At 52.9% G+C, this 25,537-nt stretch carries 24 protein-coding genes, 1 pseudogene and 1 other annotated feature; of the genes and pseudogenes, 9 read left to right on the top strand and 16 right to left on the bottom strand.

The window, feature by feature from the left end; all coding sequences use genetic code 11:
* From MUU51_RS10105 to MUU51_RS10085, 5 genes are read right to left on the bottom strand one after another with little or no spacing between them, the layout of a single operon-like run.
* Positions 1-1,113: an anaerobic sulfatase maturase gene (locus MUU51_RS10105; RefSeq protein ID WP_258967691.1), complete on the bottom strand. Its 1,113-nt coding sequence runs from the start codon at positions 1,111-1,113 to the stop codon at positions 1-3.
* Entirely contained in the window at positions 1,110-1,472 is a 363-nt protein-coding gene (locus MUU51_RS10100; protein WP_159768915.1) for a DUF202 domain-containing protein, read from the bottom strand. The genes MUU51_RS10105 and MUU51_RS10100 overlap by 4 nt, the downstream gene beginning before the upstream one ends.
* The gene (locus MUU51_RS10095; protein WP_258967690.1) at positions 1,462-1,809 is read right to left on the bottom strand and encodes a YidH family protein; all 348 of its coding nucleotides are present in this window, start codon (positions 1,807-1,809) and stop codon (positions 1,462-1,464) included. Before MUU51_RS10095 ends, MUU51_RS10100 begins: the two co-directional genes overlap by 11 nt.
* A 53-nt stretch (positions 1,810-1,862) precedes the next feature.
* Positions 1,863-3,356 carry a sulfatase-like hydrolase/transferase gene (locus MUU51_RS10090; protein ID WP_258967689.1) on the bottom strand — a complete coding sequence of 498 codons (1,494 nt, stop codon included), beginning with the start codon at positions 3,354-3,356 and terminating at the stop codon, positions 1,863-1,865.
* The gene (locus tag MUU51_RS10085) at positions 3,353-5,068 is read right to left on the bottom strand and encodes a solute:sodium symporter family transporter (protein ID WP_159769755.1); all 1,716 of its coding nucleotides are present in this window, start codon (positions 5,066-5,068) and stop codon (positions 3,353-3,355) included. The genes MUU51_RS10090 and MUU51_RS10085 overlap by 4 nt, the downstream gene beginning before the upstream one ends.
* Before the next feature lie 84 nt (positions 5,069-5,152).
* Between MUU51_RS10085 and MUU51_RS10080 the strand changes: the two genes are divergently transcribed.
* Complete coding sequence (locus tag MUU51_RS10080; RefSeq protein WP_258967688.1) at positions 5,153-6,019, top strand: helix-turn-helix transcriptional regulator; 867 nt, start codon at positions 5,153-5,155, stop codon at positions 6,017-6,019.
* Between the two features lie 8 nt (positions 6,020-6,027).
* Here the strand turns inward: MUU51_RS10080 and MUU51_RS10075 are convergent, their stop codons facing one another.
* On the bottom strand, positions 6,028-7,350 hold the full coding sequence (locus MUU51_RS10075) for a 6-phospho-alpha-glucosidase (protein WP_159768903.1): 1,323 nt from the start codon (positions 7,348-7,350) through the stop codon (positions 6,028-6,030).
* Positions 7,347-8,967, bottom strand: a pseudogene (locus MUU51_RS10070) (alpha-glucoside-specific PTS transporter subunit IIBC). Before MUU51_RS10070 ends, MUU51_RS10075 begins: the two are co-directional and overlap by 4 nt.
* Positions 8,968-9,236: 269 nt before the next feature.
* On the opposite strand from MUU51_RS10070, the gene MUU51_RS10065 reads away from it, so the two are divergent.
* Positions 9,237-9,974 (top strand): GntR family transcriptional regulator, encoded by a 738-nt coding sequence (locus tag MUU51_RS10065; RefSeq protein ID WP_159768897.1) that lies wholly within the window; start codon positions 9,237-9,239, stop codon positions 9,972-9,974.
* Positions 9,971-10,705 (top strand): GntR family transcriptional regulator, encoded by a 735-nt coding sequence (locus MUU51_RS10060; protein WP_159768894.1) that lies wholly within the window; start codon positions 9,971-9,973, stop codon positions 10,703-10,705. Before MUU51_RS10065 ends, MUU51_RS10060 begins: the two co-directional genes overlap by 4 nt.
* Here MUU51_RS10060 and MUU51_RS10055 read toward each other — a convergent pair.
* The 3 genes from MUU51_RS10055 to ibpA form a co-directional block, all read right to left on the bottom strand.
* A complete protein-coding gene (locus MUU51_RS10055) occupies positions 10,685-12,346 on the bottom strand; it encodes a putative transporter (RefSeq protein WP_258967687.1) in 1,662 nt (553 codons plus the stop codon). The genes MUU51_RS10060 and MUU51_RS10055 overlap by 21 nt on opposite strands.
* Positions 12,347-12,466: 120 nt before the next feature.
* Entirely contained in the window at positions 12,467-12,895 is a 429-nt protein-coding gene (ibpB, locus tag MUU51_RS10050) for a small heat shock chaperone IbpB (protein ID WP_159768888.1), read from the bottom strand.
* 111 nt (positions 12,896-13,006) lie between these two features.
* Entirely contained in the window at positions 13,007-13,420 is a 414-nt protein-coding gene (gene ibpA, locus MUU51_RS10045) for a small heat shock chaperone IbpA (RefSeq protein WP_258967686.1), read from the bottom strand.
* Positions 13,414-13,488: a sequence feature (ROSE (Repression Of Heat Shock gene Expression) occurs in the 5'-region of heat shock genes and acts as an RNA thermometer to modulate expression.), on the bottom strand. It overlaps the preceding gene by 7 nt.
* Before the next feature lie 241 nt (positions 13,489-13,729).
* Here ibpA and MUU51_RS10040 point away from each other — a divergent pair.
* Positions 13,730-14,062 (top strand): YceK/YidQ family lipoprotein, encoded by a 333-nt coding sequence (locus tag MUU51_RS10040; RefSeq protein WP_159768885.1) that lies wholly within the window; start codon positions 13,730-13,732, stop codon positions 14,060-14,062.
* 1 nt (position 14,063) lies between these two features.
* Here MUU51_RS10040 and MUU51_RS10035 read toward each other — a convergent pair whose 3' ends face one another.
* The 6 genes from MUU51_RS10035 to dnaA form a co-directional block, all read right to left on the bottom strand.
* Positions 14,064-15,287, bottom strand: coding sequence for a YidR family protein (locus tag MUU51_RS10035; RefSeq protein WP_258967685.1), 1,224 nt, complete (start codon positions 15,285-15,287; stop codon positions 14,064-14,066).
* A 58-nt stretch (positions 15,288-15,345) separates the two neighbouring features.
* The gene (gene yidA, locus MUU51_RS10030) at positions 15,346-16,158 is read right to left on the bottom strand and encodes a sugar-phosphatase (protein WP_159768879.1); all 813 of its coding nucleotides are present in this window, start codon (positions 16,156-16,158) and stop codon (positions 15,346-15,348) included.
* Between the two features lie 203 nt (positions 16,159-16,361).
* Positions 16,362-18,776, bottom strand: a complete 2,415-nt coding sequence (gene gyrB / locus MUU51_RS10025) for a DNA topoisomerase (ATP-hydrolyzing) subunit B (protein ID WP_159768876.1) — start codon at positions 18,774-18,776, stop codon at positions 16,362-16,364.
* A gap of 28 nt (positions 18,777-18,804) precedes the next feature.
* Positions 18,805-19,878: a DNA replication/repair protein RecF gene (gene recF, locus MUU51_RS10020; RefSeq protein WP_159768873.1), complete on the bottom strand. Its 1,074-nt coding sequence runs from the start codon at positions 19,876-19,878 to the stop codon at positions 18,805-18,807.
* Between the two features lie 147 nt (positions 19,879-20,025).
* Positions 20,026-21,126 (bottom strand): DNA polymerase III subunit beta, encoded by a 1,101-nt coding sequence (gene dnaN / locus MUU51_RS10015; RefSeq protein ID WP_159756859.1) that lies wholly within the window; start codon positions 21,124-21,126, stop codon positions 20,026-20,028.
* Between the two features lie 4 nt (positions 21,127-21,130).
* Complete coding sequence (gene dnaA, locus MUU51_RS10010; protein WP_258967684.1) at positions 21,131-22,528, bottom strand: chromosomal replication initiator protein DnaA; 1,398 nt, start codon at positions 22,526-22,528, stop codon at positions 21,131-21,133.
* A 290-nt stretch (positions 22,529-22,818) separates the two neighbouring features.
* Here dnaA and MUU51_RS22250 point away from each other — a divergent pair, with 290 nt between their 5' ends.
* The 5 genes from MUU51_RS22250 (at position 22,819) to yidC (ending at position 25,514) form a co-directional block, all read left to right on the top strand.
* The gene (locus tag MUU51_RS22250; RefSeq protein ID WP_445326611.1) at positions 22,819-22,899 is read left to right on the top strand and encodes a hypothetical protein; all 81 of its coding nucleotides are present in this window, start codon (positions 22,819-22,821) and stop codon (positions 22,897-22,899) included.
* Positions 22,900-23,127: 228 nt separating this feature from the next.
* On the top strand, positions 23,128-23,268 hold the full coding sequence (gene rpmH, locus MUU51_RS10005) for a 50S ribosomal protein L34 (RefSeq protein WP_110510392.1): 141 nt from the start codon (positions 23,128-23,130) through the stop codon (positions 23,266-23,268).
* 16 nt (positions 23,269-23,284) lie between these two features.
* Positions 23,285-23,644: a ribonuclease P protein component gene (gene rnpA, locus MUU51_RS10000; RefSeq protein WP_110510393.1), complete on the top strand. Its 360-nt coding sequence runs from the start codon at positions 23,285-23,287 to the stop codon at positions 23,642-23,644.
* Positions 23,608-23,865 carry a membrane protein insertion efficiency factor YidD gene (gene yidD, locus MUU51_RS09995; RefSeq protein WP_110510394.1) on the top strand — a complete coding sequence of 86 codons (258 nt, stop codon included), beginning with the start codon at positions 23,608-23,610 and terminating at the stop codon, positions 23,863-23,865. The genes rnpA and yidD overlap by 37 nt, the downstream gene beginning before the upstream one ends.
* A 2-nt stretch (positions 23,866-23,867) precedes the next feature.
* A complete protein-coding gene (gene yidC, locus MUU51_RS09990; protein WP_110510395.1) occupies positions 23,868-25,514 on the top strand; it encodes a membrane protein insertase YidC in 1,647 nt (548 codons plus the stop codon).
* Positions 25,515-25,537: the final 23 nt, after the last annotated feature.

Below are 25,537 nucleotides of genomic sequence, written 5' to 3'. Positions count from 1 at the left end.
TCATTTTAACATCGTCATAATTTCCATTGGCGAACGTTGATGGCGAATTAAGTCGCGCATGACTTTCATGTACGCCGCGGTATAGCTGAAAAAGTCGAGATATCCTTCGCAGAGCGCGCTTTTCCCGCTGGCGTCGCGGTGTTTTGGGCAGTCACCGTTACAAAGGCGCAATGCGTGGCAGGTGCGGCATTCGTTGCTGATGGTCCGCTTTTTGTCGAGGCCAAAATCACGCGCGGCGTCGCTGGCGTTTATGTCGCTCAGCGTTTGATGATGGATATTGCCGAGACGGTACGACGGATAAACGTAGTGATCGCACTGATACACGTCGCCGTTACTTTCCAGCGCAAACGCGTGGCCACAGGTTTCACTCATGGCGCACATTTGTGAGGAAAACCCGTTCCATATGCCAAGCGTTGAATCGAACAGCTGCACAAATATGCGGCCGATATCTTTCCGTACCCACACATCAAACACGCCGCGCAGAAACGCTCCCCACGCATCGGAAGGAACAGAGTGTTCGTCCGGCGTCCGATCATCGTTCATCTCCAGCAGCGGAATGAATTGTATAAACGGCGTCCCAAGCTCACGCAAATAGCGGTACAGCATCTGCGGCTTCGCGCAGTTATGACGGCCCACCACCACCAGCAGGTTAAACTCAACGTTGTGCGCTTTCAGGGTTTCAATGGCGCGCAGCACCCTCTGGTGAGTCGGATTTTCGCTGCGGCTGACGCGCATGGCGTCGTGCATTTCCGCGGGTCCGTCTATCGAGATACCCACCAGCCAACCGTGCGCTTTAAAAAAGCGGCACCATTCATCGTTCAGCAAAATCCCGTTGGTCTGAAAGGCGTTATAGATGCGCTTTTCACCGGCATACCGCTGCTGTAGCGCCACCACGCGGCGGAAAAAATCCACGCCACACAGCGTCGGCTCACCACCCTGCCACGCAAACTGCACATCATCCCCTGGCTGTGCCTCAATCTGCTGGCGAATAAACGCCTCGAGTGTGGCATCGCTCATGTCAGTTTGTTGGGGTTTATCGAGGTAAAAGCAGTAGCGGCAGTGAAGGTTACAGCGCGAACTGGCCGGTTTGGCCATGACGTGACAGCCTGTCATGTGACTCCTTTGATAAACAGCACGATTTGCTTAAGATGCGTTACAGCAAACAATATTGCGAGGGAGAGCACTGCGAGGGAGATCATAAATTTGTCACGTACCGCGCGCGGATGTAAAAAATCAGACGTTTCTTCCGCCATCAAATTCCGCTGCCGGGTATATCGCCAGAGAACGGCAGCCACCAGCGCCAGCACCGCCAACGACAGCCAGAACGGCGTACCCGCGCGATGCCAGCTGTGTTTGACAGCCAGCGCCATCAACGCGCCGTAGCCCAACAGGGTACGTAACCAGGCCAGCGAGGTGCGTTCCGGCTGCAAACCCGGATCGCTTTCGCGACGGGCTTTGCGTTTATCCGGCATAAAACACCAGCAGCATGACTGCCACCGCTACGGCCAGCAGCGCGACGCTGATAATCAGCAGCCCGCGGGTGTAGGGCAAATCCTTTTTCAGGCGCATCGCTTTTTCGTTATTCAGCCAGCGCAGATAGCCGTAAATCGCCAGCACACCCGCAAACAGGCACAGCAAAAGCGCCAACACTTCACGGATGAGCGGCGTCGCGAAGTCGGGCGCCAGCTGATCAAGCCCGACGCCCGCCGCCAGAAAGCCGAGCGCGGTGCGGATCCAGGCCAAAAAGGTGCGCTCATTAGCCAACGAGAAGCGGTAATCCGGCGCTTCACCGAGGCGGGATATTTTCATTTCTGCTCCTTTACGCCTTCGCCCGCTCCCGTGAGAGAGGGCGAAACCGGTCATCAAAACTTCTGCGTTTTCTCTTCCACCTTAACACCCTGAGTGGGCAGGCCGGTATCGTAGTCACGCACCACCGGCGAGTAACCATCTTCCGGCCGCGGGCGGAACGCGCCCATCCAGCGCGGCTGCGCCTGTGTGCGCCACGGACGCAAACTCCACTGATAGGTGCGGAACGGATCGCGAATTTTATCCATGTAATCCAACAGGCTGTCGTGCATCGAATCGCGAATACTGACGTAGTCGGCATCTTCAATCAGGTTGCGCAGTTCATTCGGGTCGCTGTGTCTGTCGTACAGTTCATCCGTAGTAAACAGGTTGAGCACCAGTTTCCAGCGCTCCGTTACCCAGCAGCGCACCGGAATAAAACCGCCGAAGCTGTCGTGTTCGATTTCATAGCGGTTAAATTCCACCATCACCCCACGATCGGCATTGGCGCGCAGTATATTTTCACCAGGCAAAATGTCGGGCTGATGAATGCCCGCCAGCGCCATCATCGTGGGCAGCAAATCAATGTGGCTGACGGGTGTGTTCACCTGCGTCGGTTCCCCGTGCGGAGGCCGCATAATCAGGGGGATGCGGGTGATGTCATCGTACATCGCCGCACCTTTACTGATGAGCTTGTGCGCGCCCATCATTTCGCCGTGATCCGAGGTATAAATCACCCAAGTGTTTTCACGCTGTTCGGCCGTGAGGGCGTTAATCACCCGGCCAATCTGATCGTCGACAAAATCATTGCAGGCAAAATACATTGGATGGTGATAACGGGCATCTTCTCCGACGGGCGAAGGCATCGCTTCCGCCCACAGTCGATGATGCAGCGGTTTGCCATCCAGACTGTCGTGCGCCTTTTCGCCCAAATCGTAGTAAAAGTCCTGATATTTCTCCAGATACTCCACCGGACAGGTGAACGGATGATGCGGCTCGTCGTAGGAGACCACCATCAGGAACGGCTCGTCGCTGCGTGTTGGCTGATGCAGAAAATCAATCGCCCGGTTGCTGATGCGATGCGCCCAGGTGAAGGTTTCATCTATCTGATGCGTCTGTAAATCTTCCACGCTATTCAGCCCATTGCGCCACAGGCTGATCTGCTCTTCGGTCAGTTCTGACAAATAGTTCGCGCCGTCGAACCAGTACTCCGCGTCCCATTCCGGCGGGCACACGCCGGTGCCGAAATAGTCGTGCCCGTCGAGATGCCATTTGCCGATGAAGCAGGTGTGATAGCCCGCATCCTGGAAATAGCGCCCCATGGTGGAGATGTTTTTCCCCGGCGCGACGTTGTTGGTCCACGGCCCGGACTGATTGGCATAAATTCCAGTGAATAGCCCGGCGCGCGCGGGCGTACAGACCGGGGAGCAGGTATAAGCGGAATTAAAGCGGATGCCTTCCGCGGCCAGGCTGTCGATATGTTGCGTATTCAACGGCTTACCGCTGTAACACCCGACCATGTTGGTGGCCTGTGTGTCGGTCATGATGAACAGGAAATTCGGGCGGCTCATGGCTTCTCCTTAATGTCTGAAGCGAAAACGGCAGGCTCAACGCGGCGCGCCTGCCAGCGAGAGAAAATGAGATACACCACCACCGCGGCGGTGATGCCGTAGCTCAGAATGGTCAGCCACTGCACGTGATAGCCACCGAACTGCGCCAGCCCGGAATACACCCCGATCATCGCGAACAGAATGCCCACTGAGGCAATCTTCGCGTTTTTCCACGGCTGCATATCCACCGCAAAGGCATCGTGAAATTTGAACGGCGTGGCGCGGGGTTTAAGGGCACCAATCACCAGCATAACCACCACGTTGATGCAGAAGGTGCAGGCCAGCACGTAGAGGAAATGGATATCGAACTTCACCAGGTAGTTGATGGTGATATAGCTGCATATACCGAGGAACATCGCCACTTTGGCGGCAAGGGCCGGGATGCGCGGGAAGAAAAAGCCCATGATGATGATGGTCACCAGCGGCACGTTGTAGATGCCGTTGAGCTGCTTCATCCAGCTGTAGAGTCCTTGCGGTGCGTTGGCTATCCACGGCGCAACCAGCAATGACAAAACGGCGATGAGCAAACCAAAGCGTCGCCCTACGCGCACAAGCTGATCCGGCTGAGCGTTTTCATTGATGATGCGGCGATAAATCCCCATGCTGAACAACGTGCTGGCGCTGTTGAGAAAACCATTAAAGGTGCTGATCACCGCGCCAAATAACACCGCACCAAAAAAGCCGATCAGCGGCACGGGCAGCACTTTGCTGACCAGCGCCGGATAGGCCATGTCGGCGCTCGGTAAATCCTGGAACAGGTGAAACGCGATAAGCCCAGGCAGCACCAGAATCAGCGGGTCGAGCATTTTTAACACCGCGGTCAGCAGCGCACCTTTTTGCCCTTCAGCAAGGCTTTTCGAGGCCAGCGTGCGCTGAACCATGCCCTGATTGGTGCACCAGTAGAAGGTGTTCACAAGGATAAGCCCGGTGAATGCCGCGCCAATCGGCAGCGGGTCATGACTGCCACCGATGGAGTTCAGCTTTTCGGCGTGTACGGTGGTGAGCCTTTCCAGCCCTTGAAAAAAGCTGCCGCCGCCCATCACGATCAGACCAAAGACTGGCACCATCAGGCCGCCAATCACCAGGCCGATGCCGTTAATTGAATCGGCTATTGCCATTGCGCGCATTCCGCCAACAACCGCGTAGAGAATGCCCGCCACGCCTAACAAAATCACCAGCAGCCAGATCGCCGCGCCCTGAGAAATACCCAGTGAATCGCCGACGTGAAACAGGCTATTGAGCGCCAGCGCGCCGGAGTAGAGGACGATCGGCAGGAAACACACGCCGGTGGCGATGAGAAAACAGAAATCGATGATGATGCGGGTCGTTTTGTCGTACCGCTCTTCGAGAAAATCCGGGATGGTGGCAATGCCGCGTTGCAGGTAGCGCGGCAGGAAAATCAGCGCGAGGAAGATAAGCGTTACCGCGGAGGTGACTTCCCAGCCCATCACCGACATGCCGCTGCGATAGGCCTGGCCGGAAAGCCCCACAAGCTGTTCGGTAGAGAGGTTGGTCAGCATTAACGAGGCAGCAATTATCGGCGCTTTTAACGAACGTCCTGCGAGGAAATATCCTTGTTCTGAACCGGTATCCTGTTTTCGAACTTTCCACCAGGTGATGACGGCAACCAGGAGGGTAAATCCTATAAAGCTCACAATTTGTTGAATGTTCATCATACAGCCCTTTAACGTTTTATTATGCCAGGGTTATGATCCCCTTTATGGGTTGGGCTGATAATTGGTCACCGGCGAAATAAAATGAATGGAAAAACTATTCTTTCAAATGTAAAAAACGAAACCACCTACAATATTCCGCTGGTTCTTGACGAAAATGTGATCTCCAGCGGGATTTCACTTATCTCACTTTGGCATACGCTGGCGGATGAAAGTTATAAGGTAATATGGCCCAGGGATAAGAAAAAACCGCTGATCCCTAACTCGTGGGTCGCCATCTACACCCTTCAGGGCTGCGGCAAACTGCTGTTACGCGACGGCAGTGAAATAACGCTTAACGGTAATTGTGTTATCTTCCTGAATCCGATGGACATTCAGTCTTATCACTGCGAGGGTTTAGTCTGGGAACAATACTGGATGGAATTTATCCCTACAAGCGTGATGGAAATTCCGCTATTACAAACCGGTATAATATATAACGGTGACGTGTTTAATCAGGAATTAGCCGAAGTAGCGTTCATGATCACCCAAAAATCACCGCTTAAAAACAATCTGGCAGTCGCATTTCTCACCAAAATAATATACCAGTGGATTTGTCTTATTTCAGAGAATGGTAAAAAAGATGCAGTTCTTATTCAGATTGAGAAATTACTCTCGATGCTGCATAGCGACCTGCAAAAAAACTGGAGCGTGAAGGAGATGGCGCAAAAGATGCAGTGCAGTGAGCAATATTTGCGGCGTTTGTTTTTACGCTATACCGGTAAAACGCCAAAAGAGTATTACCTCGATGCGCGGCTGGATCTGGCGCATTCATTGCTCAAACAACAGGGGCAGACGGTGGGCAAAGTGGCGGATATGCTTAACTTTTTTGATTCGTTCCACTTCAGCAAAGCGTTCAAGCGCCGCTTCAACCTGACGCCTTCAACGGTTATGAAGGCGCAGGCTGAGTAGCATGGGGGTCAGTGAAGTTCTGGCCAGTATGCCCTATTGGCTTCAATCAGATCATCGAGAATCGCCTTCGCGACGGACGCACTTGGCACCGTTTTAGACAGCGTGATCGCCTGCCACAGTTTCTGATACGAGCGCTGTTCCCAGGCATCAACCACCAATTTTTCAACCGCCACCTGCTGGCACATCAGTCCTTTCTGGAAATGAGGAATATCCCCCACGACCAACGGCTCCGGCCCGTTTTTGCCCACCAGACACGGAATTTCCACCATCGCGTCGGCGTCAAAGTTATGGATAGCGCCATTGTTCGGCACAATAAGCAACATCCGCTCTTGGGTGTTAAAGGCGATGGCTGCCGCTAAATCAACGATATACGACGCGTGTTCGTCGATTTCCAGCTCTCCTGCAGACGATTTACCCGCCTGAATAATGGCATTACAGGAACCAAACACATGCTTCTCACGGTGATCCATCACTTCATTCGCGCGGGTCCGCGCCGGGTTTGAATGCTCAACGACGTAATCCGGGAACAGGTAATATTTCAGATAGGTATTCGGCATGGTATCCGGGTCCAGCGCCTGAACATCCTTCGCTTTGGCGAACGTGTCATTCCAGCTCGCTTCGGTATGCGGATCGTTAGATGGCGGTACATAGCCGAATTTCGCCACATGCTCGCGTAATTTCGGCATTAAATCATTGCCCTCCAGGTCTTCTATCGACGTCCACCAACCAAAGTGATTCAGCCCATAATAGCGCGTGCGCATTTGTTTTCTGTCTTTCAGACCCACGATTTGCGCCATGCGACCTTCGATGCCAATCGGCATATCGCAAATGTTGAGGATTTTGGCGTTCGGACGCAGTCGACGCGTCGCTTCGGCTACAATCGCCGCCGGGTTCGAATAGTTGAGCATCCAGGCGTTGGGTGAATACTGTTCCATATAATCGACCAGCTCCAGCACGCCGCCGATGGAGCGCATGCCATAGGCAATCCCGCCCGGCCCGCAGGTTTCCTGGCCGAGCACACCGTGGCGCAACGGGATTTTTTCGTCCTGCTCACGCATCGGATATTTGCCAACGCGAATATGCGCCATCACAAAATCCACATCGGTAAACGCGGATTTCGGGTCGGTGGTATAGCTAAATTTGATATCCGGTGCCTGCTCCTGAAGGATGATTTTGCAGGCTTCAGCGATGGTTTCCTGACGTGCACCATCGTTGTCATAAAACGTCAGTGCACGCAGCGGCAGGCGATCCTGGTTTGCCAGCAACATCAGGACAATACCGGGGGTAAAGGTGCTGCCGCCACCGGCTACAACGATAGAGAATTTTTTCATGATACTGCCTCCGTCATGGATTTGGTTTCGGTTAAGGATGTGTCATTCATCAGAGTTTCTAGCTGGTCACGCACCACGGGAACATTCAGACCGACAATGACCTGGATCGCATCGCCATGCCGTACAACACCGTGTGCACCCAGCGCTTTGAAAATGTCGTCACTTTGCGTCTGAGACGGGTCGGCAAGGGTGATACGCAGGCGGGTGGCGCAGTTATTGATACTGAGAATATTGCCCGCTCCACCGAGCGCCTCAAGGAAGCCTGCCGCCTGGCCGCGCTGAGTCTCTTTTGCCGCCGAGGCGGGGGTTTGCTGACGCGCCTTGTAGTCGGCCTTGCTGTAGAGTTTGATTTCGCTATCTTCGCGGCCCGGCGTTTTGATGTTGAAGCGCAAGATAAGGGTGCGGAAAACCACGAAATAAATTCCGGTAAAGGCCAGGCCGATGGCGATTTGAGTAAAAATCATCCCCGAGTGGTTATGGAACATCGGGATCCAGTCCAGCGGCAGGATGGTGTCGATTAACCCGCCACCCATATTGCCGGAAACACCCGCGACGAACATGACGGTCGCCATAGTGGCGGCCAGTATTGCGTGCAGGACAAACAGCGGCGGGCAGATAAACAGGAAGGTAAACTCCAGCGGTTCGGTGATCCCCACCAGCACGGCGGTGAGCGCCGCAGGAATAAGCAGACCCGCCACTTTTTTGCGGTTCTGCGGGGCAGCGGTGTAGTACAACGCCATAGCAATCCCCGGCGCGGCAAAGACTTTTGAGTTACCGAACAAGGCAAAGCCTCCTTCCGGGAACAGCGTTTTCAGGGATTCAGTCGACTGACTAAACTCCAGTAAATGCTGAGCCCAATAAACCTGAATCCCACCTTCTATCGCCGCCGGACCAAAAACAAACGGGCCATACACAAAGTGATGCAATCCGGTGGGGATCAACAAGCGTTCCAGGAAGGTATAAAGCCAGACACCCCCAGCCCCGGCGCTACGCAAAAACGCCTGCAGAGACTCAATGCCCATCTGTACTTTCGGCCAGCCTAAAAGCGTGAGCCAGGCGCATGGAATCATCCACTAAAAAAGCGATCATCACCACGAATGATGTGCCCTGGAACGTACCGAGGAATACCGGCAATGGTTTATCAAAATAGCGATTATGGAGACCTGTCACGATGCCTGAAATAACAATCGCACCGATAATACTGGTATCGAGTGTTTTAATTCCGGCGATGGTCGTCAAACCACTTCCGGCTACGGGATCGATGTTAAAATCAACGCCAAAATAATAACCCCAGGTCATCCCCATTGCATTAATAAAATAATTCCAGGTTAAAAAACTGACCATCACCGCCAGACAGGCACGGCCCGGTGCTTGTCTGGCCAGGCCAATCGGCAGACCTACAGCAAAAATAAGCGGCATATTACGAAAAACCGTCCACCCACCTTCTTCAATAATATGCACAACTTGGTGAAAAAGACTATCAGGGGCTGTTAGTGACTCACTGACGAATAAGGGGTTTTGCAACATGATTGCAATACCAACAACAATACCAGCAAAGGGAAATAATAATACAGGGGTGAACATCGCCCCGCCAAAACGTTGAATTTGACTAAGCATTTTCAATCCTTATGTTTTAATCATCAACCCGCCATAAATCATCAAAAAGAAAGTACGCGTTGACAATAAAGCACTCAAACAAACAAACTCTGTTTTTAAAATTTTATTTGTGATGATGCTCATAATTTTAATTTATGAAAGTTGTATAGTTTTCAGCCTCTTTGTATACAGGTTAGAATGGCCCAAACAACAAAGACAAAAAAAATCAATATTTACAAAAAGATAAATACGTAATTGCAACATGTCATGGCAAGAAAAGAGGTCTATTTATGATCTACAAATCCATTGCGAATACGTTACGTATTCGCATAGGCACGGGTGAGTATGCGGTCGGAAGCGCCCTTCCCGGTGAGAATAAACTCGCCGAAGAATTCGGCGTCGCAAGAACGACAATGCGTAAAGCCATCGTTCAGTTAATCGACGCGGGGCTCGTATTCCGCAAAAGTGGCTGTGGTACCTTCATCCTTCATAAAAATGTCTATCCGGATACCAAAAATCTCGCCGGTTTTTTTAAAGCGATGAAAGCATTCAGTGGAAAAATAATTAGCCAGGTCCTTATTTTTCAAATCCAACCCGCAACAGCGGCTATCGCAGCACAATTAGAAATAGCACCGGGTGATACCGTTTTTTACTCAAGAAGAATGCGCTCAGTTAACAACACGCCATTAATGCTTGAAGACAGCTATATGCCTGCACATTTATTCCGCAATCTTTCCGTGTCTCACCTTGAAGGATCAAAATTTCACTATATTGAAAATGAATGTCACATTGAAATCAGTGGGAATTATGAGTGCCTGACACCAGTTCTGGTGGAGCCGGAGGTTGCCATGCTGCTAAACATTAAAGAAAACACACCTATTCTTTGCATCACCTCTCTCACCTATAGCAAGCAAAATGAGTTTGTGAATTATTCTGTGATGTATCGTAATACCAGTGAATATCGATTGGATCATTATATCCAGACGCGTTCCGCGACACATCTTGTTGATAAAGAGGTTTTCAGATGATCTACAAATCTATCGCGGAAAGATTACGCCTGCGCCTGAACTCTTCCGAATTCAGTATCGGTAGCCCATTACCCGCGGAGAAAAAACTGGCAGATGAGTTTGAGGTGGCACGCATGACCATCCGTAAAGCCATTGATTTGCTGGTGACCTGGAGGCTTGTGGAGCGCCGTCATGGCAGCGGCACTTTCGTGACGCGTAAGGACGTTTATCATGAAACGACCAATCTGACCGGGCTGGTGGAAGTGTTGCGTCAGCAGGGAAAAGAGGTCCGAAGCGAGGTGCTCATTTTTGAAGTGATGCCCGCTCCGCCCGCTATCGCCAGCCAGCTACGCATTCAGATAAACGAGCGTATCTATTTTTCACGCCGCGTGCGCTACGTCGACGGTAAGCCGCTGATGCTGGAAGACAGTTATATGCCGGTGAAGCTGTTCCGTAATCTGTCGCTTATTCATCTGGAGGGATCGAAGTTTGATTACATCGAGAATGAGTGCGGGATAACCATCACCGGAAACTATGAAAGCCTGTCGCCGGTGCTGGCTGATAAGCAGCTGGCACAGCAGCTGAATGTGCCGGAACAGACGCTGCTATTACGTATCACCTCACTTTCCTACAGTGATAGCGGCGAGTATCTTAATTATTCCGTTATGTTCAGAAATACCAGCGAATACCAGGTGGATTACCATCTGCGGCGCATCCACCTGGAAAGTCCGTTAACCCATGCCCCAGAATAGCACCGCCAGAAGTTGTGGGGTGATGATGCGCAGGAACATCACCAGCGGATACACCGTGGCGTATGACAGCGCCGCCGCGCCACTGGTGGCATGCAGATTGTTGGCGAAGGCCAGCGCCGGGGGGTCGGTCATCGACCCGGCGAGCATCCCACACAGCGTCAGGTAGTTCATCTTAGCGAGCAGCCGCGCCAGAATGCCGACCGTCAGCAGCGGTACACCGGTGATGACGATGCCGTAGGCAATCCAGCTCAGGCCGTCGCCTTCGGTGAGCGTACGCACAAAATCCCCGCCAGATTTCAGCCCCACTACCGCCAGAAACAGCACAATGCCGAGTTCACGCAGCGCGAGGTTAGCGCTCGGCGGCATAAACCAGTACAGCTTGCCGATGCTGCCGATACGCCCGAGGATCAGCGCCATAATCAGCGGCCCGCCCGCCAAACCAAGCTTCAACGCCACCGGAAACCCTGGAATAAACAGCGGTACGGACCCGAGCAGTACCCCAAGCCCGATGCCAATAAATACCGGCAGCATTTGCACCTGCTGCAATTTTTGCTGAGCGTTACCGACTTCGGCCGCCACCGCGTTAATCGACGCCGGACGCCCTACCAGATTGAGAATGTCGCCAAACTGCAGGCTGGCATTACTGCTGGCGACCAGCTCGATGCCCGCACGATTCAGTCGCGAAATCACGACGTCATAACGCTGTTTAAAGTGAAGGTCGCGGATTTTCTTCCCCAGAACCTTCTCGTTGGTGACGACCACGCGCTCCACTTTGAGGTCGGTTCCGCGCGTTGAAAGCGAGGTTTCCACTTCTTTACCGATCACCAGCTGCGCATTGTGCAAATCCACAGGCTGGCCCACCAGATGCAGTAAATCGCCGACCTGAATCAAGGTGCCCGGCGCTGGCACCATTAGCATGTCGTCGCGCTTGAGCCGCGAACAGATAATGTTGTCGCTATTGAGCACTGGCACGTCCTGAATCGCCAGCGCGTTGAGATTTGGGTTTTCGACGCGGATATTGATGGTGTGCAGATTCGCGTGGCCGTTGCCGACGCTGGAATCAAACTGCTGCGCTTCCTTTTCGACGTTGATACGAAAGAACAGACGAACCAGCCACATGGTCAACAGAATGCCGCAAATCCCAAACGGATAGGCCATCGCGTAGCTCATTCCCATCTGGTCGACGACGTCGAACGGCACGCCAAGATCGCGCAAAATCTGCTGTCCGGCCCCCAGCGCAGGCGTGTTGGTGATAGCGCCGGAGAAAATACCGAGCATCACCGGCAGCGGAATGGCGAACAGTTTGTGCAGTAAAGCCGTGACCACACCGCCAATCAGCACAATGAGAATGGCGAAAAGATTAAGCCGCAGGCCGGAAACCCTTAGCGAGGCGAAAAAACCCGGACCGACCTGGATACCGATGGTGTAGACGAACAGGATCAGGCCAAATTCCTGAATGAAGTGCAGCATGGGGCTGCTGAGCGTGACGCCGGCCTGCTCGACAAAATGGCCAACGATAATGCCGCCGAACAGCACTCCACCGATACCAAACCCAACGCCGCGAATTTTGATATTGCCTATCCACAGCCCTATAACCGCCACCAGCGCCAACACGCTGACGGTCAATGCTATCTCACTCATCGTATTTTCCCTGTGAATAACATTACTGACTGAAGGGATTCTTGCAGAAATCGCGAGGGCTGTATGGATCGTGGCGCACAAAAAAGCCCCGACTGGCGGGGCTTCTGCGGCAATGGACGATTAGCTGTTTAACGCCGGGCGTTCGCTGATAGCGATTCTCTGCGGGGCGATTTCTTCCGGCACGTTGCGGGTCAAATCAATGTGCAGCAGACCGTTGGTGAAGGTCGCGCCAGTGACTTCCATATGTTCCGCCAGCGTGAAGCTCAGATTGAACGCTTGCGTCACCAGACCCTGATGCAGGTAAGAAGGCTCTTTTTCAGGTTTTGTCGGCGTGCCTTTCACCGTCAGGCGTGTGCCCTCAAGCTGCACATCTAATTCGTCCTGACGGAACCCGGCCAGCGCCAGTGTAATGCGATAGTGGTTATCGTCGCTCTTTTCGATGTTATATGGCGGGAAACCCTGAGTTTCACCAGTATTAAGCATCGCATTGGCCAGTTTGTCGAAGCCAATCCACTGACGAAGCATTGGGGTTAAATCGTAATTACGCATGGTATTTCTCCTTCTAAGAAGCGAGTGTGTGCCTGCAAGTTCTGGACTCGCAGTTGCTCCCTTACGGCGAGCATGGGTTTATTGTTGGGCGGCGTATCCCGCCCGTCGGAATTAATTAATTTCGATGCGGCGTGGTTTATTGGCTTCTGGCACCACGCGTTCCAAATCGATATACAGCAGGCCATTCACCAGGTTCGCACCTTTTACGTGAATATTTTCTGCCAGCTGGAATTTGCGCTCGAAGTTACGTTCGGCGATGCCCTGATACAGATAAGAACGTTCTTTTTGTTCGTCAGGGTGAGAGCCTTTCACCACCAGCAGATTGTCCTGAGCGGTAATATCTAGCTCGCTTTCTGCAAAACCTGCGACGGCAATGGCGATGCGATAATGATTTTCGTCCACTAATTCAACATTATACGGAGGATATCCGCCGTTGCTCTGGCTCTGGTTGTTTTCGAGCAGATTAAAAAGACGGTCAAAACCAATCGCGGAACGATACAGCGGGGAAAGATCGTAGTTACGCATAATAAAAAAGCTCCTGAAATCAGCGAGAATTTACAGACCTTCCACAATGGACAGGTCACGCGCCCCGAACACCCCTCAGGCATGTTCGTTATCGGGTCACACTCTTAAAATGGGATCCTTTGAACGTTTATCAAGGCTAACGGTCTTACTTTTTTGCACTTTCGGCTGTAAGGCTTAGACTGGAGTACAGCTTTGGAAAGGAAAATGAGACAAGCGCCACAGAGCGCCGTTTCCGGACTATTTATTTTATCAGCGGGCCGTTATAACCCGATAGAGAGGCATTTCGCGTGCCGACAATGATGATATCGCATGATGAAAAATTTAATTTTGATACCTGTTTTTTACTCAGGGGTGATGGTTCTGGCAGGGTGCTCCAGCGTGATGTCTCACACTGGTGGCAAAGAAGGGACGTATCCTGGAACGCGTGCCAGTGCGGAGATGCTTAGCGATGAAACGACAGGCTGGGGGACCAAATCTCTGGTCGCTCTTGATATGCCGTTGACCGCCGTTGCCGATACGCTGCTGATACCGTGGGACTTGTTCCGCAAAGATAACTCTGTCCGATCTCGGGTTGAAAAGAGCGAGCAGCAAACGCAGGCGATGAACGCCGTTATCCCGCCTGCGGCGATGCCCGCTCCGTAACTCAGCAGCCTGTTTGCGTAACCCATAGCTGACGATAGCCGTGGGTTTCCTGCATCCAGGCAACCACCCGTCCGTTCGGAGAAAAGACCACCGCATCGCCTGACGGCGGATTTTCATGATCGGCCGTCAAAAAGCGAATGTCTCCGCTCTGGGCATCGCACATCGCAATCCTGCCTTCCAGAACAAATCCTAAGCCCTGGCCTGACGGATGCCAGTTAAACGCCGACTGAATTCCGCTGCACTGCGTTAATTGCCGCATTCCACTGCCTTCTGGCGCAATCAGCCACAGTTGCACCACGCCTGCATCATCTCGCATCAGAAACGCAATGCTATTGCCCTGCGGATTACAGCGCACCCAGTGACGCGGCACGTTAACCAGGCCGGGATATGTGCGGTCGTGGGTGAACGTCAGACGACGCTGAACCACTCCGGCAGGCGCCGCGGGCAGACTATTTTCCGTGCCACACAGTGGCGCATCACCCGCTAGCTTCCAGCCCGCTTCGTCCGTGGGCAGTGTGACGATAAACAGCTCTGGCACCTTTTCACCATTCAGCGACAGCGTGTCGCCAATAAAAGCCAGCTGCGTATTGCCCACCCAGCCTTCTTCGTAGGCGCGATTAATCTCATCACTGCCGGGCTGCGGCGTCGGTGTGGTCTGGCTCATCAGAACCGACCAATGACTGCCGGCATATTCGCGCGGATGAAAGCCGTGCGGCGTGACCGGCCCATACGGCGCGGCAACCCCAACATTACGCAAATCCAGAGCCGGATCGCGCTCATGCATGACGTGATCGTTGTAAGTGAAGCTGACCAGCCCGCCATTTGGGCTGTAAACGTGGACGTGGCTTCCGCCGCGCAGCGCACCCGGCGTAAACGGCGGGGTAATATCCATTGCATCAAGATTTTGGGTTTCGCCCTGAAACGTCACCACGCCACGGCGGTGATGGAAATCGTAGTGCCATGAATCATCAGGGTTTTCCGGGCCATGAATAAACACATAACGTTCGTCCTGCGGATGCACCGTTACCACGCCAACATGCGCGCCATCGGGGGCGGTATAAATCACGTCGGTTTCACCGCTGTGGATATTGACGCGCTCAATGGTTTTTCCGCTAAACGACGCGCCGGATGGACGTACATCAAATACCAGCCATTCGCTGTCCGGTGTCCAGGTTTGGGTGTTGGTGAGCTGGTGATGGCGGGAGGTGAAGGTGATTTGTTTCATGAAGATACCCTGATGCGCGTTGGTGACATCAGGGTATAGCAAAGTCTATTTGTTTACATCATTGCAGAACAAACTTCTCAATCGCGTAGGCAACGCCATCTTCCAGGTTAGATTTAGTCACGAAGTTGGCGACTTCTTTCACCGATGGAATGGCGTTTTCCATTGCCACGCCCATACCGGCGTATTCAATCATTGCGATGTCATTTTCCTGATCGCCGAGAGTCATTACCTCTTCCGGCTTGATGCCTAACGCATCGGCCAGAGATTTCACACCAGTGCCTTTATTGACGCGTTTATCGAGGATTTCGAGGAAGTACGGCGCACTTTTCAGCACGGTGTACTTCTCTTTCACTTCCGCCGGAATGCGGGCGATGGCTTTATCGAGAATGGCGGGTTCGTCGATCATCATCACTTTCAGCAGCTGAATATCACGCGCCATGTTTTCCGCTTCGCAGAATACCAGTGGGATGGTGGCGACATAGGATTCATGTACCGTGTAGTAGCTGATGTCACGGTTAGCGGTGTACAGCGTGTTGCGGTCGAGCGCGTGGAAGTGAGAACCCACATCGCGGGAAAGTTGTTCCAGGTAGCGATAATCGTCATAACTCAGCGCCGTTTGCGCCACCGTGCTGCCATCACTGGCTTTCTGAACCAGCGCGCCGTTATAGGTGATGCAGTAATCACCTTCCTGCTCCATGTGCAGCTCTTTCAGGTAGTTATGAACACCTGCATACGGGCGACCGGTACACAGCACCACCTTCACGCCACGCTCACGCGCAGCCGCAATGGCCTGTTTAACCGCCGGAGAAATTGTATGGTCGGGCAGCAGCAATGTTCCGTCCATGTCGATTGCAATGAGTTTGATAGCCATAGGATCCCCGAGATAAGTGAGTTCTTACTCATGCTAACGCGATTTAGCTCAAAAAACAGCAAAAGAGTCGGGGTAAAAGGAGGATAGAGATCGAGGCGGGAATTCCTCTTTTGCAGCAATAAAAAGCCCGGTGGCGCTAGCGCTCACCGGGCTTACGTAATTTGTCGCCCCGGAAAACGTTAACGCCACCGGGAACACCTTACTTAGATATCGATGTTCGCCGCTTTCAGGGCGTTTTCTTCGATAAATGCACGACGCGGTTCAACAGCATCACCCATCAGAGTAGTGAACAGCTGGTCGGCAGCGATTGCATCTTTGACGGTCACGCGCAGCATACGGCGGCTTTCTGGATCCATGGTGGTTTCCCACAGCTGATCCGGGTTCATTTCACCCAGGCCTTTATAACGCTGAATAGACAGACCACGACGGGACTCTTTCACCAGCCATTCCAGCGCCTGTTCGAAGCTGGTAATCGGCTGACGGCGTTCGCCACGTTCGATGAACGCGTCTTCTTCAATCAGACCGCGCAGCTTCTCACCGAGCGTGTACAGACGACGGTATTCACCACCGGTCACAAACTCCTGATCCAGCGGGTAATCAGTGTCCACACCATGAGTACGCACGCGGATGATTGGCTCAAACAGATGCTGCTCAGTGTTCTCACGAACATCAAACTTCCACATGCTGCCGTGCTGCTCATCTTCGTTCAGCTGAGTAATCAGCTGATTTACCCAACGCGTCACTTTTTGTTCATCGCTGAGATCGGCTTCAACCAGCGTTGGCTGATACACCAACTCTTTCAGCAGTGAACGCGGGAAGCGACGTTCCATACGGACAATCATTTTCTGTGCAGCGTTGAATTCTGCCACCAGTTTTTCCAGCGCTTCGCCAGCCAGCGCCGGTGCACTGGCGTTAGTGTGCAGGGTTGCACCATCAAGCGCGATAGAAATCTGATACTGATCCATCGCTTCGTCGTCTTTAATGTACTGTTCCTGCTTGCCTTTTTTCACTTTGTACAGCGGCGGCTGGGCGATATACACGTGGCCGCGCTCTACGATTTCAGGCATCTGACGATAGAAGAAGGTCAACAGCAGCGTACGGATGTGCGAGCCATCGACATCGGCATCGGTCATGATGATGATGCTGTGATAGCGCAGTTTGTCCGGGTTATATTCGTCACGACCAATGCCGCAGCCCAGCGCAGTGATAAGCGTTGCCACTTCCTGCGAGGAGAGCATTTTGTCGAAGCGGGCTTTCTCAACGTTGAGGATTTTACCCTTCAGCGGCAGAATCGCCTGGTTCTTACGGTTACGCCCCTGCTTAGCAGAGCCGCCCGCGGAGTCCCCTTCCACGAGGTACAGTTCGGACAGCGCCGGGTCGCGTTCCTGGCAATCCGCCAGTTTGCCCGGCAGGCCTGCTAAGTCCAGCGCGCCTTTACGACGGGTCATTTCACGGGCTCTACGCGCCGCTTCTCGAGCACGTGCCGCATCGATAATTTTGCCAACAACGATTTTTGCATCAGACGGGTTTTCCAGCAGGTATTCTGCCAGCAATTCGTTCATCTGCTGCTCAACCGCAGTCTTCACTTCGGAAGAAACCAGTTTGTCTTTGGTCTGCGAAGAGAATTTCGGATCGGGTACTTTCACGGAAACAACGGCAATCAGGCCTTCACGGGCATCATCACCGGTGGCGCTGACTTTGGCTTTTTTGCTGTAGCCTTCTTTGTCCATGTAAGCGTTCAGCGTACGGGTCATCGCCGTACGGAAACCGACAAGGTGAGTACCGCCATCGCGCTGTGGAATGTTGTTGGTAAAGCAGTAGATGTTTTCCTGGAAACCATCGTTCCACTGCAGCGCAACTTCAACGCCAATACCGTCTTTCTCGGTGGAGAAATAGAAGATATGCGGGTGAATTGGCGTTTTATTTTTGTTCAGATATTCAACGAACGCTTTGATACCGCCTTCGTAGTGGAAATGATCTTCTTTGCCGTCACGCTTGTCGCGCAGGCGGATAGAAACGCCGGAGTTCAGGAACGATAGCTCGCGCAGACGCTTAGCCAGAATTTCATATTCAAAATCAGTCACGTTGGTGAAGGTTTCGTGGCTTGGCCAGAAACGCACCTGGGTCCCGGTCACATCGGTATCACCGGTCACCGCCAACGGAGCCTGTGGCACACCGTGGACATAAATCTGGTGGTGAACTTTGCCTTCGCGGCGAATCACCAGTTCCAGCTTCTGCGACAGGGCGTTTACAACTGAAACGCCCACGCCGTGCAGACCACCGGACACTTTATAAGAGTTGTCATCGAATTTACCGCCTGCGTGCAGAACAGTCATGATCACTTCCGCCGCAGAAACACCCTCTTCCGGGTGAATGCCGGTCGGAATACCACGGCCATCATCCGTTACGGAAACGGAATTATCGGCGTGGATAGTGACAACGATGTCTTTACAGTGACCCGCGAGCGCTTCGTCGATAGCGTTATCCACAACCTCGAATACCATGTGGTGCAGACCGGTACCGTCATCCGTGTCGCCGATATACATACCCGGGCGCTTACGCACCGCATCCAGCCCTTTCAGGACTTTGATACTGGAGGAGTCATAAGAATTCGACATCAACGTTTCTCGCTCATTTAAACTTGGGTTAATCCGTTATTTTACCTTTTTCCACGCTGAACATCTTCGAATTTTTGTCCGACATGTCCATTACGTGTTCAGCGCTAATAGCGCTGACAAAAACCTGCGACTCAGTCGCTTTGAGCCTGCTTGCCAGCAGACCGCGGCGCTCGTCATCAAGTTCAGAGGCAAAATCATCTATGAGGTACAGGCAGCGCCGCCCGCTTTCACGGGTCAGAAACTCACCTTGCGCCAGACGTAAGGCGCACATCAGCAGTTTGAGCTGCCCGCGCGACAGTGTGTCCTCCACCGGTGCGCCATCGGCACGTATGCGGAAATCCGCTTTGTGCGGGCCGTGGGCGGTGTAGGTCAGCATTCGGTCGCGCTCGAAATTCCGTTCAAGCACCTCTGAATAGTCGGTCTCTTTTTCCCAGCCGCGCTGGAAAGAAAAAGTGAGACTGAATTCAGGAAGAAACTGTTTGCAGGTATCCGCCATATCTTCGGCGATACCCGCACTGTATTCCGCTCGCCATTGACTGATTTGCTCGGCCAGCGGGATAAGTTCCATGTCCCACGGACGCAGCTGCGCGTAGCGGGTTACCTGACGCAATGCAGCGTTACGCTGTTTCAGCAAACGCTTGAGATTGCTCCAGGCGGTAAAGAAACCGGCTTCGTTGTGAAAGCATCCCCAATCGAGGAAGGCTCTTCTGTATTTGGGGCCGCCGTTGAGTAAAGTAAACCCTTCGGGGGTGATGAGCTGCATCGGCATCAGCAGCGCCAGTTCGGCCACCTTGTGACCGTCAGTGCCGTCGATGCGAACTTTGCTGTCGCCCTGTTTGTCTTTGGTGAGGCCAATCGAGATCTCGCGCTCCTGGCCCTGCAGGCGTCCATGTAAGATGAACGATTCCTGCTCGTGGCGAATAACGCGGCCTGGTTGCAAACTGCGAAACGCCCGACCGTGGCCGAGCGTGTAGATGGCTTCCAGTACGCTGGTTTTGCCACTGCCGTTGGCGCCGACCAGAAAGTTAAAGCCAGGAGATAAAGCAAGATCCGCGCTTTCGATGTTGCGGAAATCTTTGATAAGCAAGCGCGTCAGTGACATATCTCAGTACATTAGCCCAGGGGCGTGTGTGGCGCAGTCAGTTCGTCTACCGCCAGCGCGCAGAAAGCGGAGCGTACACGAAGTACGTGAGCATTTCGAGCACTGCCGGGAGGCGAAATGGCAAGTAAACCAGCCCCTTTTCAAATATTACAATCTCATTGGCATAACAACGTAAGCCGCGCTTTGGCTGGCTGCATCTTCAATCTGCACGCTAGATACGGAGTCGGTCAGCAGAATTCGGACGTTTTCGCATTTCAGTGCATTGAGCACATCCAGTACGTAGCTGACGTTGAAGCCGATTTCCATCTCGGTCCCGGCGTAGGTAACGTCCAGAATTTCTTCTGCTTCTTCCTGCTCCGGGTTGTTAGCGGTGATTTTCAGCTGATTTTCGCTGACATACAGACGCACACCGCGGAATTTCTCGTTCGAGAGAATTGCCGCACGGGCAAACGCCTGCTTGAGAATGTCACAGCCCGCATCGAGATGTTTGTCCGGGTTTTTCGGCAACACGCGCCGGTAGTCCGGAAAACGACCATCCACCAGTTTAGAGGTGAAGATGAAATCGCCCACGTGCGCACGGATGTTGTTGCTGCCAATCTGTACACGCATCGGGTTGTCGCCGCCATCGAGCATACGCATCAACTCGATAACGCCTTTACGCGGTACGATCACCGAATGATTCGGCAACGTTTCACCGATAGGCATCGAGCAGACCGCCAGACGGTGGCCGTCGGTCGCGACGGTACGCAGTTCTTCACCTTCGGTTTCGAACAGCATGCCGTTTAAGTAGTAGCGAACGTCCTGATGCGCCATGGAAAACTGGGTCGCTTCAATCAGGCGTTTCATCGTCGCCTGAACCACGGTGAATTCCACTTCGCTTTGCCAGTCGTCGAGGTTCGGGAAATCGGCAGCAGGCAGCGTAGAAAGAGAGAAACGGCTACGGCCAGAGCGCACCAACATGCGGTCACCCTCAAGCTGTACGGCAATTTCAGCCCCTTCTGGCAAGCCACGGCAAATATCGAAGAACTTGCGCGCAGGCACGGTGGTGGCGCCCGGCTCGTGCGGCTGAAGCAGCGCGACGCGTGCGACCATTTCCATTTCAAGGTCGGTTCCGGTCAATGACAAGGAACCGTCTGCAACCTGCAGCAGTAAATTACCCAAAATCGGCAACGTTGGGCGACCACCTAATGGGCCACTTACCTGCTGCAGCGGTTTTAATAAATGTTCACGTTCAACGGTAAATTTCATAGCGTCACGAAGATAATGTTCTGATTAAGTTGGAGAAATCTTCTTTGATGTCATGGCTTTCTTCACGCAACTGCTCGATCTTGCGGCACGCATGCAGCACGGTCGTGTGGTCGCGGCCACCAAACGCATCGCCAATTTCCGGCAGGCTGTGGTTGGTGAGTTCCTTGGCCAGCGCCATCGCCATCTGGCGCGGACGCGCCACAGAGCGGGAACGACGCTTGGACAGCAAATCTGCCACTTTGATCTTATAGTACTCCGCCACCGTCTTCTGAATATTGTCGATGGTGACCAGTTTTTCCTGCAGCGCCAGCAGATCGCGCAGCGCTTCACGCACGAAATCAATGGTAATGGCACGGCCGGTAAAATTGGCATTGGCGATAACGCGGTTCAGTGCGCCTTCAAGTTCACGCACGTTGGAACGCAGGCGCTTGGCAATAAAGAACGCCACTTCGCCCGGCAGACGAATGTCGTTCTCGTCGGCCTTTTTCATCAGGATCGCCACGCGCGTTTCAAGCTCAGGTGGCTCGATCGCAACGGTTAACCCCCAGCCAAAACGGGACTTCAGACGATCTTCAACGCCGTTGATCTCTTTAGGATAGCGATCGGACGTCAGGATTATCTGTTGATTCCCTTCCAGCAGGGCATTGAATGTGTGGAAGAACTCTTCCTGGGATCGTTCTTTATTAGCAAAGAACTGAATATCATCTATTAGCAGGGCATCAACGGAACGGTAGTAACGTTTGAACTCTTCGATGGCGTTGTTCTGCAGGGCTTTGACCATGTCCTGAACAAAACGCTCGGAGTGCATGTACACCACTTTGGCGTTCGGTTTACGGGCAATAATACCGTTACCGACAGCGTGTAACAGGTGCGTTTTACCGAGACCCGTACCGCCATAAAGGAACAATGGGTTGTATGCGCCGCCAGGGTTATCTGCCACCTGACGCGCCGCAGCACGCGCTAACTGGTTCGATTTACCTTCAACGAAGTTATCGAATGTGTGCTTTACGTTTACGTTGGAGCGATAGGACGGTTCTGCCGGCGCGGGAACGTTATCCCAGCCCTGGCGCGCCTGAGGAATGGCACGCGGTGCATGTACCTGCTGAGCATGTGCCTGAACGGCAACCTGCGCGGTTTCTCTCGCGACCTGCGTGGCAGGCCTGGCGCCCACTTCAAACCGCAGTTGCGGGGCGTCGGTACCGCAGAAATCATTCAACAGTCCATTGATATTATTGAGGTATTTATCCCTTACCCAATCAAGCACAAAACGATTTGGTGCATACAATGCCAGCGTGTTATCGCTCAGCTCCGCCTGCAATGGGCGGATCCACATGCTGAATTCTGTGGCTGGTAACTCATCCTGCAATCGGGCAAGACACTGCTGCCAAAGCGAAAGTGACACGGCGGACTCCAATCGAACAAATAAGGGTGAAACAGAATTAATGATTGTTGACACACGTCGGACAGCCCACAGGTCGGTGGGGTGACGTGCGAACCGCTATCAGCGGTTGTTACTCCGGTCAGGATCCAGGATCACGATCGGGACCGCGGATCATAGCCTAAACTGCGCCAGAGATCTCCTGTTTCTCACAGATTCTTCCCGATTTATCCACAGGGAAGATCGAGACCGGCTAAGTGTAATCGATCCTGGCCAGAGTGAGGGGCGATTTCACCCGCATATTGGAAAAATTAATGAGTCGCGACAATTTTTTGCTTAATCGATCTAATAAAGATCCCGGGCGATCCTTGCGCTTTAATTGCCAGGCTTTATAATCCTCCACCCGGTGCGTGTTACTCGCTAACGCGGACCGTTGCCGGTCATTTTGCACGCGAAATCGTGCGGAAATACGCGGGAAATAAGGTAAAGAGAATTGACTCCGGAGTGTACAATTATTACAATCCGGCCTCTTTAATCACCCACACTGAAGCGGAAGTCGTTCGAAACTCGTTCGGGTACACGCAAAAGTCAGTGAATTTATTCAAGTTTAGGTAGAAATCGCCATGAAACGCACTTTTCAACCGTCTGTACTGAAGCGCAACCGTTCACACGGCTTCCGTGCTCGTATGGCTACTAAAAATGGTCGTCAGGTTCTGGCACGTCGTCGTGCTAAATGCCGTTCTCGTCTGACCGTTTCCAAGTAATAAAGCTAACCCCTGAGTGGTTAAGCTAGCTTTTCCCAGGGAGTTACGCTTGTTAACTCCCAATCATTTCACATTCGTCTTCCAGCAGCCGCAACGGGCTGGCACGCCGCAAATCACCATCCTCGGCCGCCTAAATTCGCTGGGGCATCCCCGCATCGGTCTTACTGTCGCCAAGAAAAACGTTAAACGCGCCCATGAACGCAATCGGATTAAACGTCTGACGCGTGAGAGCTTCCGTTTACGTCAGCATGAACTTCCCGCTATGGATTTCGTGGTGTTAGTTAAGAAAGGGGTTGCAGACCTCGACAACCGGGCAATCACGGAAGCGTTGGAAAAATTATGGCGCCGTCACTGTCGCCTGGCTCACGGGTCCTGATAGCCCTTATCCGGGTCTATCAACGCCTGATTAGTCCGCTACTCGGGCCACACTGTCGTTTCACTCCCACCTGTTCACAATACGGAATTGAGGCATTGCGCAGGTTTGGAGTATTAAAAGGCAGTTGGTTGACGGTGAAACGCGTATTAAAATGCCACCCTTTACACCCGGGTGGTGACGATCCCGTCCCACCAGGACCAACAAATACCAGAGAACACTAACGATGGATTCGCAACGCAATCTTCTTATCATCGCTTTGTTGTTCGTGTCTTTCATGATCTGGCAGGCATGGGAGCAGGATAAAAATCCTCAGCCTCAGCAGCAGATTACGCAGACTACGACCACCGCCGCGGGCAGCGCCGCCGACCAGGGCGTTCCGGCCAGTGGCCAGGGAAAACTGATTACGGTGAAAACCGACGTGCTTGAACTCGTCATCAACACCCGTGGGGGTGATGTTGAGCAGGCACTGCTGTTAACTTATCCGAAAACGCAGAATTCTAACGAGCCGTTTAAGTTACTGGACACCTCATCGGACTTTATCTATCAGGCACAGAGCGGTCTGACCGGTCGTGATGGCCCGGATAACCCTGCTAACGGTGCACGTCCACTGTACAACATTGATAAAGATGCGTTTGTTCTGGCTGATGGGCAGAATGAACTGACTATTCCGCTGACTTATACCGATAAAGCCGGCAACACCTTCACCAAAACCTTCACCCTGAAACGCGGTGGATATGCGGTGAACGTGGGCTACAACGTGAAGAACGCCGGTGAGAAACCACTGGAAGTCTCCACCTTCGGCCAGCTGAAACAGTCTATCAATCTGCCACCGGCACTTGATACTAAAGGCGGCGGTCTGTCCACCATGCATACTTTCCGCGGCGCGGCTTACTCCACGCCAGACGAGAAGTATGAGAAGTATAAGTTCGACAAAATCGCCGATAACGAAAACCTGAACATCAGTTCTAAAGGCGGTTGGGTTGCGATGCTGCAGCAGTACTTTGCTACCGCATGGGTACCGAACAACGACGGTTCGAACAACTTCTACACGACTAACCTCGGTAACGGCATTGCTGCTATTGGGTATAAGTCTCAGCCAGTTCTGGTTCAGCCAGGTCAGGCGGCAAACCTTGCCAGCACCCTGTGGGTTGGCCCGGAAATTCAGGACAAAATGGCTGCCGTTGCACCACACCTGGACTTGAGCGTTGACTATGGCTGGTTGTGGTTCATTTCTCAGCCGCTGTTCAAGCTGTTGAAATTTATCCACAGCTTCCTCGGTAACTGGGGCTTCTCCATTATCGTTATCACCTTTATCGTTCGTGGCATCATGTACCCGCTGACCAAAGCGCAGTACACCTCCATGGCGAAGATGCGTATGCTGCAGCCGAAAATTGCGGCGATGCGTGAGCGTCTGGGCGATGACAAACAACGTCAGAGCCAGGAAATGATGGCCCTGTATAAAGCAGAGAAAGTAAACCCGCTCGGCGGCTGCTTCCCTCTGGTTATCCAGATGCCAATCTTCCTTGCGCTGTACTACATGCTGATGGGCTCCGTTGAACTGCGTCATGCGCCGTTTGCACTGTGGATCCATGACTTGTCCGCACAGGACCCGTACTACATCCTGCCGATCCTGATGGGCGTAACGATGTTCTTCATCCAGAAGATGTCGCCGACCACCGTGACCGACCCGATGCAGCAGAAGATCATGACCTTCATGCCGGTCATCTTCACCGCGTTCTTCCTGTGGTTCCCGTCAGGTCTGGTGCTGTACTATATCGTCAGCAACCTGGTGACGATTATCCAGCAGCAGCTGATTTACCGTGGCCTGGAAAAACGTGGTCTGCATAGCCGCGAAAAGAAAAAATCCTGATTCGGTAGGCGTTCGCTAAAATG

This window comes from Scandinavium manionii (assembly GCF_024764775.1).
Taxonomy (GTDB): Bacteria; Pseudomonadota; Gammaproteobacteria; order Enterobacterales; family Enterobacteriaceae; genus Scandinavium; species Scandinavium manionii.
This window is presented reverse-complemented; position numbering and strand designations above follow the sequence as displayed.